Origin of the sequence: Nocardia paucivorans NBRC 100373 (assembly GCF_000308675.1) — a bacterium.
GTDB lineage: Bacteria > Actinomycetota > Actinomycetes > Mycobacteriales > Mycobacteriaceae > Nocardia > Nocardia paucivorans.
The window spans coordinates 39359-54514 of the sequence record NZ_BAGE01000018.1; the positions used below are offsets into that span (position 1 = coordinate 39359).

Genomic DNA, 15156 nt, shown 5'->3' on the forward strand with positions numbered 1-15156 from the left:
ATGGAACCCCGTTTCGACCTCCGCAGCAACTCTATCGTCACGAGCTTCTCCAAGCGGCTGGTCACCGCCAGTAGGGTGGTCGAGGACTCCGGTCTGCCCGCGGCCACCTGCGAACTGATCAGGATCCGGGCCAGCCAGATCAACGGCTGCAGTTTCTGTGTCGATATGCACACCAAGGATGCCGCGCACGCCGGTGAGTCGGCCACCCGCATCAATTTGGTCGCCGCCTGGCGGGAGGCGACCGTGTTCACCGAGCCAGAACGCGCGGCGCTGGCCTTGACCGAGGAGGCCACCAGGATCGCCGATGGTGGTGGGGTGAGCGAGGAGGTCTGGCAGCAGGTCCGCAAGCACTACGACGACGACCAGATCGCCGGACTCATCGCCGAGATCGCCGCCATAAACGCCTGGAACCGGATGAACACCATCGCCCACACCCCCGCGGGCGACTACGTCCCCGGGGCGCTCGGCTGAACCGTGCTACCGGCCGGCCGGACCCCGGGTACGCACCCGGGGTCCGGCGACTGGTAGTGTGCTCGACGTGCAGCGCGCGTATTTCTGGTTTAGCAAGCCGGCCCTGGGTGGGTCGGTCTGCGGCAACCGCGTGCGCTGACCAGTTTCACCCCGAGCCGGAAGCAAGGACCGGCTCGACGGGTTGATGTCCGTGGGTCGGCCAGAACAGTTAGGAATCCACCCACGATGACGATCGCAGCCGATATCGACGCTCTCCATACCGACCTCGACCATCAGCGCACGCTGAGCGTGAGCCCGCTGCGCTCCCCGGCGGAGGTGCGGATGGTGCATCCGATCACCGACGAGCTGGCCGCGACCGTGCGCGCCGGCCGTAAAGCGACGGTGGACGTCCTCAACGGAGTCGACGACCGCCTCATGGTGATTGTCGGACCGTGTTCGGTGCACGATCCGGTCGCCGCGCTCGACTACGCGCGTCGACTGGCCGTCGCGTCCGCCGCAGTGGCCGATCGGCTGCATGTGGTGATGAGGGTGTACTTCGAGAAGCCGCGCACCACACTGGGCTGGAAGGGTCTGATCAACGATCCGCATCTGGACGGTAGTTTCGATGTGAACACCGGCCTGGGCATCGGTCGCAAACTGCTCACCGATATCACTGCCCTGGGCCTACCGGTGGCCTGCGAATTCCTCGACCCGATCACTCCGCAGTACATCTCCGACCTGGTCTCCTATGGTGCGATCGGCGCGCGTACCGCCGCCAGCCAGGTGCACCGTCAGCTCAGCAGCGCGCTGTCCATGCCGGTCGGGATCAAGAACGGCACCGACGGCGATGTCCAGGTGGCGGTGGACGGGGTGCGGGCCGCCGCCGCCAGCCATGTGTTCCCCGGCACGGATCTGTCCGGGCGGTCGGCGCTGATCCGCACCACCGGTAACCCGGACTGCCATGTGATCCTGCGCGGCGGCAGCTCCGGTCCGAACTACGACGCCGCCTCGGTGGCGGAGGCATGCGCCCGGCTGGCGAAAGCGTCGCTGCCGCAGCGACTCGTCGTCGACGCCAGCCACGGCAACAGCAACAAGGATCACACCAGGCAGGTCGATGTGGTCACCGATATCGCCGCCCGGCTCGCCGCCGGGGAGCCGGGCGTGGTCGGGGTGATGTTGGAGAGCTTCCTGGTGGCGGGTCGTCAGGACCTGACCCTGGGCCGGGCCGAGGACCTCACCTACGGGCAGTCCATCACCGATGCCTGCATCGATTGGGACACCACGGCCGTGCAGTTGGAGACACTCGCCGACGCGGTGGCCCGCCGTCGGGGCTGAGCGGAGTTCGGACCGTTCGACCCCGATGCCGAGCGGAGTGCCGGGCGCGGGTGTACCGGTTGCCGACGGATGGTCAGATATGCGCCGGCCAGCCCGGCGCCGGGCCCGGTGGATCGGTGGACAGGCGGGCGGCCATCCAGTGGTCCCGGCGAGAGCCGCGCTGGAGGCTGCCGAGCCGACACAGACCCTCGTAGCGGAAACCGTTGTTGCGGGCCACGGCCGCGGAGGCGTGGTTGCCGACGAAGGCGCGCCACGATATCCGGGCCAACGTCATACCGTCGGCGCGGAAACCGAAATCGCACACCAGGCCCACCGCACGGCCGGTCAGCCCGCGGCCGCGATGTTCGGGGGCGAGCCAGTAGCCGATCTCGGCGGCGGACTCGTCGAGGGCGCCGAGGCCGATTGTGCCGATCAGCGGGCCGTGCTCGGCCAAACGCACCCCCCAGACCGGACTGCGGGCGGCCCAGCCGTTCGCGACCGTCTCGCGCACGAACCCCTCGGCGTCGCGGCGGCGATACGGCACCGGAATGGTGACCCATTCACCGATCGCCGGATCCTGACAATGCTCGGTGATCACGTCGATATCGGCATCCGTCGGTCGGGTCAACCAGACGGTGCCATCGGTCAGGATGCGCTCCTCCATCTCGTCATGGTGGCACGTGGGTACCGGTTCCGCCGAGCGGTTTTCGCTGTTCGTGCCGGATGGCGGTGGGCCGGTGCCCGGACCGTAGAATCGGTTCGGTGGTGGCCGCGCTCCTCGCCGATCTATTCGAATCCCATCGCGCACATCTACTGGCGGTGGCCTATCGGCTGACCGGCAGTGTCGCCGACGCCGAGGACGCGGTGCAGGAGAGTTGGCTGCGGTTGGCGAATGCCCGCCAGTCGGAGATCGAGGATCTGCGGGCCTGGCTGACAACCGTGGTGAGTCGATTGTGTCTGGACCGTCTGCGTAGCGCGGCGGTGCGCCGGGAAAGCTATGTGGGGCAGTGGCTGCCGGAGCCGGTGGTCACCCCGCTGAGCGGGGCGCGTCCGGCCGATCCATTGGCGGTCGTGGTGCGGGGGCAAGAGTTCCGGTTCGCGGCGATGATGGTGCTCGATTCCCTCACACCGCCCCAGCGGGTGGCGTTTGTGCTCCACGAGGGACTGTCGGTGCCCTACGAGGAGATCGCGGGGATTCTCGGGGTCACCGTGGACGCGGCGCGACAACTGGCGGCGCGGGCGCGTCGATCGGTGCGGTCGGCTCCCGAACCGGTGACCGATGCCGAACACGAGACCGCGGTGCAGCGGTTGCTGGTTGCGTTGAACTCCGGTGATGTGCACGCGGTGGCCGCGGCGCTGCACCCGGAGACGGTGATGATCGGCGACGCGAATGGCACCACATCCACCGCGCTCAATGTGATCACCGGCCCGGACAAGGTCGCGCGCTTCTTCCTGGGTCTGATGCGCCGGTACGGGTTCACCGAGGTGGGGGAGAGCTCCGGGTTCGAGTTCGTGCTGGTGAACGGTCGACTCGGCGCGCTGATACACGAACGTCGTCCCGACGGTGTCCATCCGGGGTATCCGAGACGGGTTATCGGGTTCAGCGTGGTCGACGGGCTGATCGCGGGCACCTACGATATCGCCAACCCGGAGAAATTGAGCGGTATCCGGCCGGCTCCTCCCACGGGGGCCCCATAGGGTGGGTTCATGCCCGTCGATACGCCGACCGTCACCCGGTTGCGTCCTTTCGCATCCACCATCTTCGCCGAGATGACCGAACTCGCGTTGCGGTACGACGCGGTCAATCTGGGCCAGGGTTTCCCGGACAGCGACGGACCGGCCCGGATGCTCGAGATCGCCCGCCGGGCGATCGCCGACGGACTCAACCAGTACCCACCCGGGCGGGGGATGCCGGAACTGCGGCAGGCGATCGCCGCGGATCGGGCCCGCCGCTACGGCACCGACTACGACCCGGATACCGAGGTCCTGGTGACCGTGGGCGCCACCGAGGCGGTGAGCGCCGCGGTGCTCGGGCTGGTGGAACCGGGTCGGGAAGTGGTGCTCGTCGAGCCCTATTACGACTCCTATCCGGCCGCGGTGGCCTTGGCCGGCGCGCGGCGGCGCACGGCGCGGCTGGTGGCCGACGGCGACCGCTTCGTGCTCGACCACGACAGCCTGCGCGCGGCGATCACCCCGCAGACGCGGATGATCGTGCTGAACTCACCGCACAATCCCACCGGCACCGTGCTCGATCGCGTCGATCTCACCGCCATTGCCGAGTTGGCATGCGAACACGATCTGTTGGTTCTCACCGACGAGGTCTACGAGCATCTGGTCTACGACGATGCCGAGCACATCGGTATCGCCACCCTGCCCGGAATGGCCGAGCGCACCCTGGTGGTGTCCAGCGCGGCCAAGACGTTCAGTGTCACCGGATGGAAGATCGGCTGGGTCTGTGGTCCATCCACGCTGATCGACGCGGTGTTGGCTGCGAAACAGTTCCTGACCTTCGTCGGGGGCGGACCGTTCCAGCCGGCCGTCGCCCATGCCCTGACCCATGAATCGGCCTGGGTGCAGCAACTGCGGGCCACGCTGTCGCAGGAGCGGCTGCGGTTGTCGGCCGCGCTGACCGATGCCGGTTTCCGGACCTATCACAGCTCGGGCAGCTATTTCATCTGTGCCGATATCCGTCCGCTCGGCGCCGACGACGGGGTGGAGTTCTGTCGAGAGCTGCCGAAGCGGCTCGGGGTGGCGGCCGTTCCGGTCGGTGTTTTCGCCGACGATCCGGGCCCCTGGCGACATCTGATCCGGTTCACGTTCTGCAAGCGTCCGGAAACCCTCGACGAGGCCGTGCGCCGGTTGCGGCGCGGGTAGGGCGGATCAGGCGGCGACCGGACGAGCGCGGTCGGTGAGGAGTAGTCCGGCGATGGCGCCCAGTACGGTGCCCATGAGGTACCGCTGGATCCGCAACCACAGCGGCCGGCCGGTGAGGAAACCGGCGATGCGCCCCGCGCCGAGCACGATCAGTCCGTTCACCAGCAGCGCAACCGATATCTGCACCGCGCCCAGGCACAGGCTCTGAGCCCAGATCGGCCCACCGTCGGGTGCGACGAACTGGGGGATCAACGCCAGATACATGACGGCGATCTTCGGGTTGAGCAGATTTGTGAGCAGTCCCATGGTGAAAAGCCGACGGGCGGGGTCGGCGGGTAGCGTGGTCGGGGCGAACACCGAGGTTCCACCGGGCCGGATCGCCTGCCACGCCAGGTAGCCGAGATAGCACGCGCCGGCCAGTTTCAACGCCAGATAAAGCTGGGGAACCAGTGCGAAGATCGCGGTGATACCGGTCGCGGCCGCGGTCGAATACACCGCGAACCCGGCCGCGACACCGCTCAACGAGATCAGTCCGGCACGGCGTCCCTGGGTCACTGTCCGCGACACCAGGTACATCATGTTCGGTCCCGGCGTCAGCACCATCCCCAGTGCTGCCGCCGCCACTCCCACCACCGCCGTCGTCTCGATCACGGTTTCGATACTCGCCCGGCCGCCTTGTGTTCGTCTCGGTCCACTTCGCGAGTGCCGGCCCGGCCCCAGAGGCTCCCGGGGCGCGGAATGCATCGGTGTGTCGGAGGGTTCGGCAACAATGGGGAACGGCAGAGGAGGAGTTCTCGTGGTAGATGGCCCGCTGATCGTACAAAGCGATAAGACGCTGTTGCTCGAGGTCGACCATGAACTGGCCGATGTCGCCCGGCAGGCCATCGCCCCGTTCGCGGAACTGGAACGGGCGCCCGAGCATGTGCACACCTACCGGATCACGCCGCTGGCGTTGTGGAACGCCCGGGCGGCGGGGCACGACGCCGAGCAGGTGGTGGACGCACTGGTCAGCTATTCGCGGTACGCGGTGCCGCAGCCGTTGCTGGTGGACATCGTCGACACCATGGCCCGCTACGGCCGGCTGCAGTTGGTGAAACATCCCGCGCACGGTCTCACCCTGGTCGGTTTGGATCGGGCGGTTCTGGAGGAGGTACTGCGGCACAAGAAGGTCGCGCCCATGCTCGGCGCCCGGATCGATGACGACACCGTCGTGGTGCACCCGTCCGAACGGGGTCATATCAAACAGCTATTGCTCAAGATCGGCTGGCCCGTCGAGGACCTGGCCGGTTATGTGGACGGTGAGGCGCATCCCATCGAGCTCGACTACGCGGGTGGCCACTGGCGGTTGCGCGATTACCAGGAGATGGCCGCCGACTCGTTCTGGGCCGGTGGATCCGGGGTGGTGGTGCTGCCGTGTGGCGCGGGAAAGACGATGGTCGGGGCGGCGGCCATGGCCAAGGCGAAGGCCACCACGTTGATCCTGGTCACCAATACCGTCGCCGGGCGGCAGTGGCGCCGGGAACTGCTGGCCCGCACCTCGCTGACCGAGGACGAGATCGGGGAGTACTCCGGCGATCGCAAGGAGATCCGCCCGGTCACCATCGCCACCTACCAGGTGATCACCCGACGCACCAAGGGTGAGTACCGGCATCTGGAGCTCTTCGACAGCCGGGACTGGGGTCTGGTGATCTACGACGAGGTGCATCTGCTGCCCGCGCCGGTATTCCGGATGACGGCCGATCTACAGTCCCGGCGCCGGCTCGGACTCACCGCGACCCTGGTTCGCGAGGACGGCCGCGAGGGCGATGTGTTCTCGCTGATCGGCCCCAAACGCTACGACGCGCCGTGGAAGGACATCGAGGCACAAGGGTGGATAGCACCCGCGGAATGTATCGAGGTGCGGGTCACGCTCACCGATGCCGAGCGGATGGCATATGCGACCGCGGAACCGGAGGAGCGGTACAAGCTGTGCTCCACCGCGCGCACCAAGATCGCCGTGGTGGAATCCATCCTGGCCCGGCACCCGGACGCGCCGACCCTGGTGATCGGCGCGTATCTGGAACAGTTGGAGGAGTTGGGCGTGGCCCTCGACGCCCCGGTGATTCAGGGCTCCACCAGGAACAAGGAACGCGAAGCGCTTTTCGACGCCTTCCGTCGAGGTGAGATTCCGGTGCTGGTGGTGAGCAAGGTGGCCAACTTCTCCATCGATCTGCCGGAGGCGTCGGTGGCGGTACAGGTATCGGGCACCTTCGGTTCCCGGCAGGAGGAGGCCCAGCGGCTCGGCCGGTTGCTGCGACCCAAATACGACGGCGGACAGGCACATTTCTATTCCGTTGTCGCCCGCGACACCCTCGACACCGAGTACGCCGCCCATCGGCAGCGGTTTCTCGCCGAGCAGGGCTACGCGTATCGCATCACCGATGCGGACGACCTTCTGGGACCGACCATCGGTTCGGACTGAACGACGGCCGGTCAGTCGAGGAGAGCGACCGAGGAGATGCGGTGCAGGGTGAACTGCCGCACCGTACCGGTCACCGGGTCCATGGCGTCGAGTTGGCCGTGGCCCACCCGGACCGGTTCGACCACTCGCTGAATGGCCACCCCGCGAGCGTCCACATAGCCGATGTTCACCGATCGGCGGCCCCGGACCGCCAATTGCAGCAGCGCCAGGGTCGCGGCCGCCCCGGTCCGGGTGCCATCGGTGCGCACCGTCCGTCCACCCGTCGCGCTCGCGGCGCGTTCCCCCGCCCGTAGTTCGGCGACCAGGAGTTGTAGTTGTTCGGTGCTCGGGGGAGCCGGACGGTAGGGCTGCCGCGTCGGTTGGCGCACGGTGATCCGGGCGCCGCGCCCGCGCAGATCCACGATCATTCCGGCCGCGTCCTCCCCGGCCGGTGTGAAACCGGCCGTCCGGAGCCGCTCCAGCAATTCGCCCAGCGGGGCCTGCGATATGGCGACGGTCGGCGCGATACCGCGCAGGGCGAGATCCTCGGCCACGGGTGAGGCCAGGACCTGGGCCAGGAGGGTCGCATCGTCACTGCGCACGAATGACTGCGCCATACCGGCCCGCAGCCGGCCGTGGCGGCGGGCCACATCGTCGATCAGATAGGACAAGGTCTGCGGTACGGGGGTGCGGGAATGCCTATCGAACAGGGCGTGCAGTTCGGCCGCGGTCAGACCGGTGTCGAGGGCCCGGCGCACCGAGTTCTCGCCGATCCGGTAGACCGTCGCGGCGCCGGCCGATTCCACATCGGCCACCAGTTCGATCCGCTGCTGGAGTTCGGCGGTGAGCGGTCCGGGGGCGATCACCGTCAGATCCGCCTGCACCAACACATGGTCGACGGGGTCGGGGAGCGCGGTTTCCATGGCGGCCTCGGCCGCGGCGACATTGTCCGGCGCATCGTGCAGTAGCGCCCGCCCCGGTGCGCTGAGGGCGCCCCGGCCGACGAGACCCAGGGCGGCTGCTTCGTTCAGGGTGTGCTCCACCACCTCACGGCGGTAGTGCCTGCGTCGCCGCGGGGCGCGCCAGGCCAGCACCCGGGAGATATCGGCGGGGTCGAGTTCGGTGCCGGCGGGGTATTCGGCCAGGACATCGAGGATCGCGTGTCGGTCGCGGACGGCATGCGGCACCCGAAGTTCGGCGGCCAGCGCCGCCAGCGGTTTGTCGTTGGCGTCGCGCATACCGATCATCCACGGACACCGGTCCAGGTCGAGCCAGGCCGTCGCGAGCTGAGTCCAGCGGTGCGCGGTCGACGCCGCCTGCCAGGCATCCGCCGTGGGGGTCGGCGCCCAGAAATCGTCGGTGCTGTCGAGGGCGGGCGCCGGGTCCGGCAGACCTCTGCCGATCAGTTTCGCCGCGGCGAGCAGTTCCACCAACAGGGCGGCGCGTGACTCGTCGATCCCCGCCGCCTTGGCCACCCGACGTAATTCTCGGACACCGAGCCCACCGGCCCGTAGGGCCGGCGCGGGAGCCTGGCCCAGCACATCGATGATCGCGGCGCAGTGTCGCAGCAGTTCCCCGACCTCACCGGCCGCGGTGCCGTTCACCTCGGCCTCGGTGTGGCCGACCGGTACGGGTTCGGGCGGGGTGAGGACATGGGGGTCGATGACCGGTTCGTGACGCAGCACCTGACCGACTGTGCGGGGCAGCTCCACGGTTTCGTCGTCGATCCGATGCAGCAGCCGTCGGGCCAGCAGCCGCTGGACCGGACGCTCCGGTGGGGTCTCCGGCGCGGCGTCGCGGGTGCGACCACGTGGACCGTTGGTCGCCAACTTGTCCAATAGCGCGCGTTCGGCCGGGGCCAGTTCGGTGAGAGCGGCCGTCACCTCCGGCTCGGTGAGTTCGTCGGGAAGTTCGGTGGCGCTGCCCATCGGCCACGGCAGCGCCTCGGCGACCGTGGACACCGGACGCAATCCGCTGTCACCGTCGCACCAGAGCAGAGCTCGGTCGGTCAATCGGTCCAGGGCGGCATCCACGGCCGCGGCCCGGGCCCGATCGCGCAGCTCCTTCTTCAATTCCTGACGGGTCGGGGCCGCGGCTCCGGCGGAGGTCCGAACGGCCAGGATCTCGATAATGGCGAATTCGAGGGTGTCGAGGTCCTCGGCGGCGCGTAGGACGGAGGCCCGTTGTTCGGCCCGAGCGGCGAGCACCGCCATCGAGGACGGCAGGGGCACCGCCAGATCGGGCCGGCGCTCGAGCAAGGTCACCAGCTGTGCGTCGGTTCGGCCGCCGAGCCAGGCGGCCAGAGAGTCGGTCCCGGTCATCCGATCCAGACTACGTGGCCGCCACCGCATGGGCGGCGGTCGTTGACATGCCAGAATGACCCCGTGGTGAACAAATCGAAGAAACGCTATGTCGACAATGGCTGGCCCGAGGTGGCCGATGGTGAGCACGCGGTCACCGAGTTGTCGTCGACCCGATCCGGCAACCTCTCTCCCTTCGGCGAGGAGACCGAATTCCCGCTCGATGCCGAGCAGTTGCCGTACCTGCACCCGCGTACGGTCGTCAACCGCTGAGAAGCGTGCGATGACGCCGCTCGGCGGCGGTGTGAGTCGGGGCCCCTCGGGCCTCGACCACCGGGTGGGATATCTGTGGAGGTGTGTCCGAATCCGTCCATATGGCGAAAGAGCCCCGCATCGATGATGCGGGGCTCTTGTCGTGATTTCGAGAGCGGGCGGTTCAGGAAGGAAGCAGGCCCTTGTTGGCCTGGAAGAAGTCGACGACCGCCGGATCGAGCTGGGTGTTGTTCGCCTTGACGGCGTTGAAGAGGTCGAGGGCCGGCTGCGGGATCTGGATGCCCTGGGCCTGGACCGCGGCGACAGCGCGGTCGACAGCGGCATAGACTTCCTGGCTTTCGGTGGCCGGGGCCTGCTGCTGCTGTTGCTGCGGGGCGGCCTGGGTCTGCTGCTGGGGAGCGGCGGCCTGCGGCCGCGGGGTGTTCCGCTCCACGAGTTTGGTCTCGGGGGCTTCCCGGGGGGTGGCGCTGCTGGTCAGGCCCAGCTTGGAGGAGCAGCCCGGCCAGGCACCCCAACCCTGCGAGGCGAGAACTCGTTCGGCCACTGCGATCTGCTGTTCGCGGGTGGCCTGGTTGGCGGTCGGGGCGAATTCGCCGCCACCGTGGGCTCGCCAGGTGCTCGGCGAGAACTGCAGGCCGCCCTGGTAGCCGTTGCCGGTGTTGATGGCCCAGTTGCCCCCGGCTTCACACTGCGCGAGTCGATCCCAGTCGGAGTCGGGTGCCGCGCTGGCGTTACCAGCGAGGGTCACACCGGCGGTGCCGATCATGGCGCCGGTGACGGCGACCTTGGCCACGGTGCGACCGGTGGTGGTTGGCTTGCGATGGCGTCCACTCATGTCGGGTTCGTCTTCCTCTCGTACGCACCTGCGAGGTAGTTCGTTCGGGTTCGGACTGAGAGGGTGCCCGTCCCGCCCTCGCCCCTCGTTCCGTTTGGGATCCGGTACCCGCGGGGCGAGGCTCGGTGCGGCGGGCCGGTGGGCCGGGTGTCCCGGCTGGCTAAGACGGTACGACGAACGTCGCGAAAAATCACTATTTGGTAACCGGTGTGTGCGGATGGGTTGCGGGCCGATCTCGAGGAGCCGCATTTGCTTCTGTGCAGCTAGTGGCGATATAGCCGGCATGACGGGGCTCACAGGTCGCTTCGTTATCGGGTTGTTATGTGATAAGGATCACAGTCGTATTTCGGGTGTCGGAGCGTGGGTAACCCTGCCCTATCGACCGCTTCGCGCGATATGGCCGCTTCGCTCGGTCACCGGACCCGACGGCCGGAACGCAGCGTGAAGATCAACGCCATGACGAAGCCCACCGGTGCCAACATTGCGCCCAGGTACAGCCACAGACCCGGCTCCGTGTCCGTGATGACCGGGGTGAGAAAGATCGCGACGATCGCCAGTAACCCCAGCGTGAACAGTCCGAGAGCGAGATACAGCAGCCAATTGCCCGAGGATCGGGGTCGGGGAGACGATGATCCGGAATGCGGCGGTTCGGCGGGATTGCTCATCGCTCGACGGTAAAACTGATGTGCTGGCGCCGAGCGCACCGGGGTAGACTCTTGTGCAACACGCGTCCTGCATACCTGTGGGGCGCGTTCTTTACGAGTAGTTGCGGGCTCTACCGTAGGCTCCGGCCGGGTGGTGCCCCACGGACTGGTGTGCCCGCGGCGCCACGCTTCGGGTTCCGGATAAACGAACGGGTGAGCACAGTGCCAACCGGCAGGGTGAAGTGGTACGACGTGGAAAAGGGCTTCGGCTTCCTTTCCCAGGACGAGGGTGAGGACGTGTATGTCCGCTCGTCCGCGTTGCCGCAGGGTATCGATTCCCTGAAGCCCGGCCAGCGCGTGGAGTTCGGGATGGCCGCGGGGCGTCGCGGGCCACAGGCGCTGAGCCTGAAACTCCTGGAGACGCCGCCGTCGTTGCGGCAGAATCAGGAACGCCATGCGCGTAAGGAGCCCGTCCGCAAACACACACCGGACGAGCTGCACGGCATGGTGGAGGACATGATCACCCTGCTGGAGGCGAAGGTTCAGCCCGATCTACGTAAGGGCCGTTACCCCGATCGCAAGACCGCGCAGCGCATCTCCGAGGTGGTCCGCGCCGTGGCGCGCGAACTCGATCGCTGAGTCCGCTCCCACCCGCACCGCTTTCGGCGGTGCGGGTCGAGCCCTCGTGACCCGGGATTCATCAAGCGGTCTTGATCGACCACACCGCATGCGGGACGGTGAACTCCCGACCGGTCTCATCGATTGCGAGGATGGGCAACTGCAGCTCCACTCCGATCAACCGCAGGTCCGGCTCGGGTCGGGATTGCACGGTGATGGCGCGGGTGCCCTCCGGAAATGCGGTGTGATCGATCGCACGGCCGATCTCGTCACCGGACGGCAACACGTAGATCTGTTGCATCTGCCACGGCGCGTCCACCACCTGATCCGGTAGCGACAGTTGCAGCGGATACTCGGCGGGGACCTCGAGCGATACCGTCTCACCGTAGCGGCAGTCCTGCATCTGCACCGTGCAGTACATGAACGGCGGCACCGTCACCGTGGTGCCGTGGGCATATGCGGTGATCTCGGGATCATGCGGCTCGGCATTGCGTACCTGCGCCCACACCACACCCACGGTGGCGGCCACGAGAACCAGGAACCCGGCCGTGATCAGCGCGACGGTCGTGCGGACGTTGTATGTGCTCACCGGATGGAATCTCCTCGGGGAATGTCGGATAGCGGCACGGTTATTTCCTGTTCCGCGTGCTGGGGACGGTTGCCACCCAGCCCGGGCAGCAGGGAGTGGCCGCGATAGCTCAGCACACTCTGGACCAGGCCGAGTACGAGTACCGCGCCGACCACCGCGAAACCTTTCCAGTAGTCGGTGGGCAACAGCACCCCGGCCGCACCACCGATCACCCAACTGAGTTGCAGCACCGTCTCCGACCGGCCGAAACCGGACGCAATCGACTCCGGTGGCAGATCATCCTGAATGGCCGCGTCCAGGGAGACCTTTGCCAATGCGCTCGCTCCCGCGGCGACCAGGGCGGCCACTGCCGCGCCGAACAAACTGTCTGCGAATATCGCGAACAGCGTCACGACCGTGCATCCGGCCGTGCAGTTGAGCACGATCAGGGCGGGCCGGCCCAGTTTCAGGCGGGCGCCGGTGGCGTTTCCGGCGAAGTTGCCGATGGCGGCCGCCGCGCCGACCAATCCGAGCATGGCGGCCTGTTGGACCGGGCGATGTTCGGTGGCCTTGGCGACAAACGCCACATAGAAGGTCAAAAACCCGGTCAGTACCCGGATGGCGCTGTTACCCCACAGACCGGTGACCACCTCCCGGCCCAACGGTTGTCGGCGTTTGCGCGGCGGTACGGTGGTTTCCCGTTCCCGGCTCAACACCTCGGTATGTGGATCGTGCGCGTGGTAGCCGAGGGTGGCAGGAACCTCGCCCTCGGTGACCTCCACCCAGCGGGGGATGCGCAGGCTCAGATAGGTCCCGCCGACGGCGATCACCACCGCCAGACACAATGCGCCCCCCGAACCGAACAGCGCGGCCGCCGCACCGGCCACACCCCCGGCGCCGAGAGTGCCGCCGACCAGACCGAATACCGTCAGGCGGGAGTTGGTGCGAACCAGATCGATACCCGGCGGCAGCACCCGGGGGGTCACCGCGCTCTTGAGCACGGCGAACGATTTGCTGAGCACCATCATGCACAGGGCCAGTGGGTACAACGCCCAGCTGTCGAAATCGATGAGCAATACCACCGCCACCACCGCCCGCAGTGCGAAGGAGGACGCCAGGGCGAGTCGGCGGCCCCGCTGCAGGCGGTCCAGCATCGGGCCGATGAGCGGGGCGATCACCGCGAACGGGGCAATGGTGATCAGCAGATACAGCGCGACCTTGGTTTTGCTCTCGGCGGTGGCACTGGCGAAGAACAGGGTATTGGCCAGGGCCACCGCGATCGCCGCATCGAGGGCGAAATTCGCCATGGTGGCGTAGGTCAGCGCGGTGAGTCCGGATTTGTCGGCGCCGTCGGCCTTGGCCGCTCGTTGGAAGGTGGCAATGCCCTTCTCGGTGAGTTCCCGGCCCCGCATGGCGGCGACCCGGGTGACGGTGAGTTTGCGCGGGATGCGGCGCGCACCGGGGGAATCGACACGGGTGGGCGACCCGACCGTCTCGTACGGTCGGGTCGGCGGGGCGCCGGTCGGGTCGTCGGCGGGCGGATCGTTGTAGTGGCCACGGCCGGCGGAATCGGTGCGGGAGTCTCGAGGGGGGAGATCGGTTGATCGTCCGGTGCGCGCCGCCGGCGGATCGTCCGCGGCGGAGGCGCCGAAGAGTCGGGCGAATCTGCCGGGTCGCCGCGCGATATTGCGCTGCTCGGCTGCGGGGTCCGGTTGCGAGTTCCGGTCGTGAGCGTATCGGCCCTGTTCGTACTCGGCTCGGCCCTGTTCGTACTCGGCGATGGGTAGACGACGGGTGCGCGGCGGTCCCGGGCGATCGGGGTCGGCGTCCCGGTTGCGCCGGGGCACGTTCGGCGGCGGGTAGCGGTCGTATCCCGGATGCCGCTGCGATGGCGGATACTCGGCGGCGTCCCACCGACCGCGATCGGAACCGGAGGGCTCGCGGGGAGTGGTCACACCCTCAATTCTGTCCTACGCGCGGTAACGCGGGATTACACCCTGCCCGAGCCGCCGGCCGCGATGACGCATCTCGTGCCCGGCATCGCGCGCGGCGGTTCACGCCGGTACGAAACGGACCTCGAAAATCGTCGGCCAATACTTTCCGGTGAGCAGGAAACGGTCGGTACCGGGGATCTGGGCGATTCCGTTGAGGACATCGGTGCGCGCCCGTTCCGTGGCGGGGAGCAGACCACTCGCATCGATATCGGCCAGTACACGGCCGGTATCGGGATCGATGCGCAGGATCCGGTCGGTCGGCCAGACATTGGCGTAGACCGAGCCGTCGTCCGCGCACTCCAACTCGTTCAACCGTGCAGAGTCGTGGTCGGTCAGGGTGACCGAGCCGGTTACCGCGAAACTGTCCGGATCGCGGAAGGTGAGGGTGGCCGAACCATCGCTCATGACCAGTCGCCCCGCCCGGGTGCACAGCCCCCAGCCCTCGCCCTCGTAACGGACACGGGCGCGTTCGACCAGCGTCTTCGGATCGCGGGCGTAGGCCACGCCCTCGGTCCAGGTGAGTTGCCAGAGCGTATCGCCCGCCCGGGTCACGCCCTCACCGAAATACGGATCGGTCAGCTCGACGCGAGCCAGTTCGGCGCCGGTGGGGCGATCGATGGCGCGCACACCGGAGTGACCCGTCATACCGGTGCTCTCGTACAGCACATCGCCGGCGATTTCCAGGCCCTGTGTGAATGCCGTCCGGTCGTGTGGATAAGTGTGCAGTACCTGCACGGTCAGCCGTGGTGACCGGCTTTCGACATCGCCGCATGCGGCCGTTCCGAGCAAAAAAATCAATCCCGCGACGGCCCACGCACGGCGATTGCGCCTCATGCGGCAAAATAT

At 67.7% G+C, this 15156-nt stretch carries 15 protein-coding genes; 7 read left to right on the top strand and 8 right to left on the bottom strand.

Going from position 1 to position 15156, the window contains the following annotated elements; genetic code table 11:
* On the top strand, positions 1-471 hold the full coding sequence (locus ON32_RS02800; RefSeq protein WP_040788499.1) for a carboxymuconolactone decarboxylase family protein: 471 nt from the start codon (positions 1-3) through the stop codon (positions 469-471).
* 225 nt (positions 472-696) lie between these two features.
* On the top strand, positions 697-1785 hold the full coding sequence (locus ON32_RS02805; protein WP_040788501.1) for a 3-deoxy-7-phosphoheptulonate synthase: 1089 nt from the start codon (positions 697-699) through the stop codon (positions 1783-1785).
* Positions 1786-1858: 73 nt separating this feature from the next.
* Here ON32_RS02805 and ON32_RS02810 read toward each other — a convergent pair whose 3' ends face one another.
* Positions 1859-2428 carry a GNAT family N-acetyltransferase gene (locus ON32_RS02810; RefSeq protein ID WP_040788503.1) on the bottom strand — a complete coding sequence of 190 codons (570 nt, stop codon included), beginning with the start codon at positions 2426-2428 and terminating at the stop codon, positions 1859-1861.
* Positions 2429-2526: 98 nt separating this feature from the next.
* On the opposite strand from ON32_RS02810, the gene sigJ reads away from it, so the two are divergent.
* Together sigJ and ON32_RS02820 are read left to right on the top strand one after the other, a co-directional pair.
* Complete coding sequence (gene sigJ / locus ON32_RS02815; protein ID WP_040788799.1) at positions 2527-3462, top strand: RNA polymerase sigma factor SigJ; 936 nt, start codon at positions 2527-2529, stop codon at positions 3460-3462.
* Between the two features lie 9 nt (positions 3463-3471).
* Complete coding sequence (locus ON32_RS02820) at positions 3472-4638, top strand: pyridoxal phosphate-dependent aminotransferase (RefSeq protein ID WP_040788505.1); 1167 nt, start codon at positions 3472-3474, stop codon at positions 4636-4638.
* Positions 4639-4644: 6 nt separating this feature from the next.
* Here the strand turns inward: ON32_RS02820 and ON32_RS02825 are convergent, their stop codons facing one another.
* Positions 4645-5289 (bottom strand): LysE family translocator, encoded by a 645-nt coding sequence (locus tag ON32_RS02825; RefSeq protein WP_040788506.1) that lies wholly within the window; start codon positions 5287-5289, stop codon positions 4645-4647.
* 145 nt (positions 5290-5434) lie between these two features.
* Here ON32_RS02825 and ON32_RS02830 point away from each other — a divergent pair, with 145 nt between their 5' ends.
* Entirely contained in the window at positions 5435-7099 is a 1665-nt protein-coding gene (locus tag ON32_RS02830; RefSeq protein ID WP_040788507.1) for a DNA repair helicase XPB, read from the top strand.
* A gap of 11 nt (positions 7100-7110) precedes the next feature.
* On the opposite strand, the gene ON32_RS02835 is transcribed toward ON32_RS02830, so the two are convergent.
* Positions 7111-9399 (bottom strand): helicase-associated domain-containing protein, encoded by a 2289-nt coding sequence (locus ON32_RS02835; RefSeq protein WP_040788800.1) that lies wholly within the window; start codon positions 9397-9399, stop codon positions 7111-7113.
* A gap of 63 nt (positions 9400-9462) precedes the next feature.
* Here ON32_RS02835 and ON32_RS02840 point away from each other — a divergent pair, with 63 nt between their 5' ends.
* Positions 9463-9651, top strand: a complete 189-nt coding sequence (locus ON32_RS02840; protein WP_040788509.1) for a hypothetical protein — start codon at positions 9463-9465, stop codon at positions 9649-9651.
* 163 nt (positions 9652-9814) lie between these two features.
* Here ON32_RS02840 and ON32_RS02845 read toward each other — a convergent pair whose 3' ends face one another.
* Both ON32_RS02845 and ON32_RS02850 read right to left on the bottom strand, forming a co-directional pair.
* Entirely contained in the window at positions 9815-10486 is a 672-nt protein-coding gene (locus tag ON32_RS02845; RefSeq protein WP_040788510.1) for a transglycosylase family protein, read from the bottom strand.
* 413 nt (positions 10487-10899) lie between these two features.
* Entirely contained in the window at positions 10900-11151 is a 252-nt protein-coding gene (locus ON32_RS02850; RefSeq protein ID WP_040788511.1) for a hypothetical protein, read from the bottom strand.
* A 201-nt stretch (positions 11152-11352) separates the two neighbouring features.
* Here ON32_RS02850 and ON32_RS02855 point away from each other — a divergent pair, with 201 nt between their 5' ends.
* Positions 11353-11769: a cold-shock protein gene (locus ON32_RS02855; RefSeq protein ID WP_040788512.1), complete on the top strand. Its 417-nt coding sequence runs from the start codon at positions 11353-11355 to the stop codon at positions 11767-11769.
* A gap of 61 nt (positions 11770-11830) precedes the next feature.
* On the opposite strand, the gene ON32_RS02860 is transcribed toward ON32_RS02855, so the two are convergent.
* The 3 genes from ON32_RS02860 to ON32_RS02870 form a co-directional block, all read right to left on the bottom strand.
* Complete coding sequence (locus tag ON32_RS02860; RefSeq protein ID WP_040788513.1) at positions 11831-12337, bottom strand: DUF2771 domain-containing protein; 507 nt, start codon at positions 12335-12337, stop codon at positions 11831-11833.
* Positions 12334-14271, bottom strand: a complete 1938-nt coding sequence (locus ON32_RS02865) for an MFS transporter (RefSeq protein ID WP_040788514.1) — start codon at positions 14269-14271, stop codon at positions 12334-12336. The genes ON32_RS02860 and ON32_RS02865 overlap by 4 nt, the downstream gene beginning before the upstream one ends.
* A gap of 99 nt (positions 14272-14370) precedes the next feature.
* The gene (locus ON32_RS02870; protein WP_040788516.1) at positions 14371-15144 is read right to left on the bottom strand and encodes a glutaminyl-peptide cyclotransferase; all 774 of its coding nucleotides are present in this window, start codon (positions 15142-15144) and stop codon (positions 14371-14373) included.
* Positions 15145-15156 lie beyond the last annotated feature (12 nt).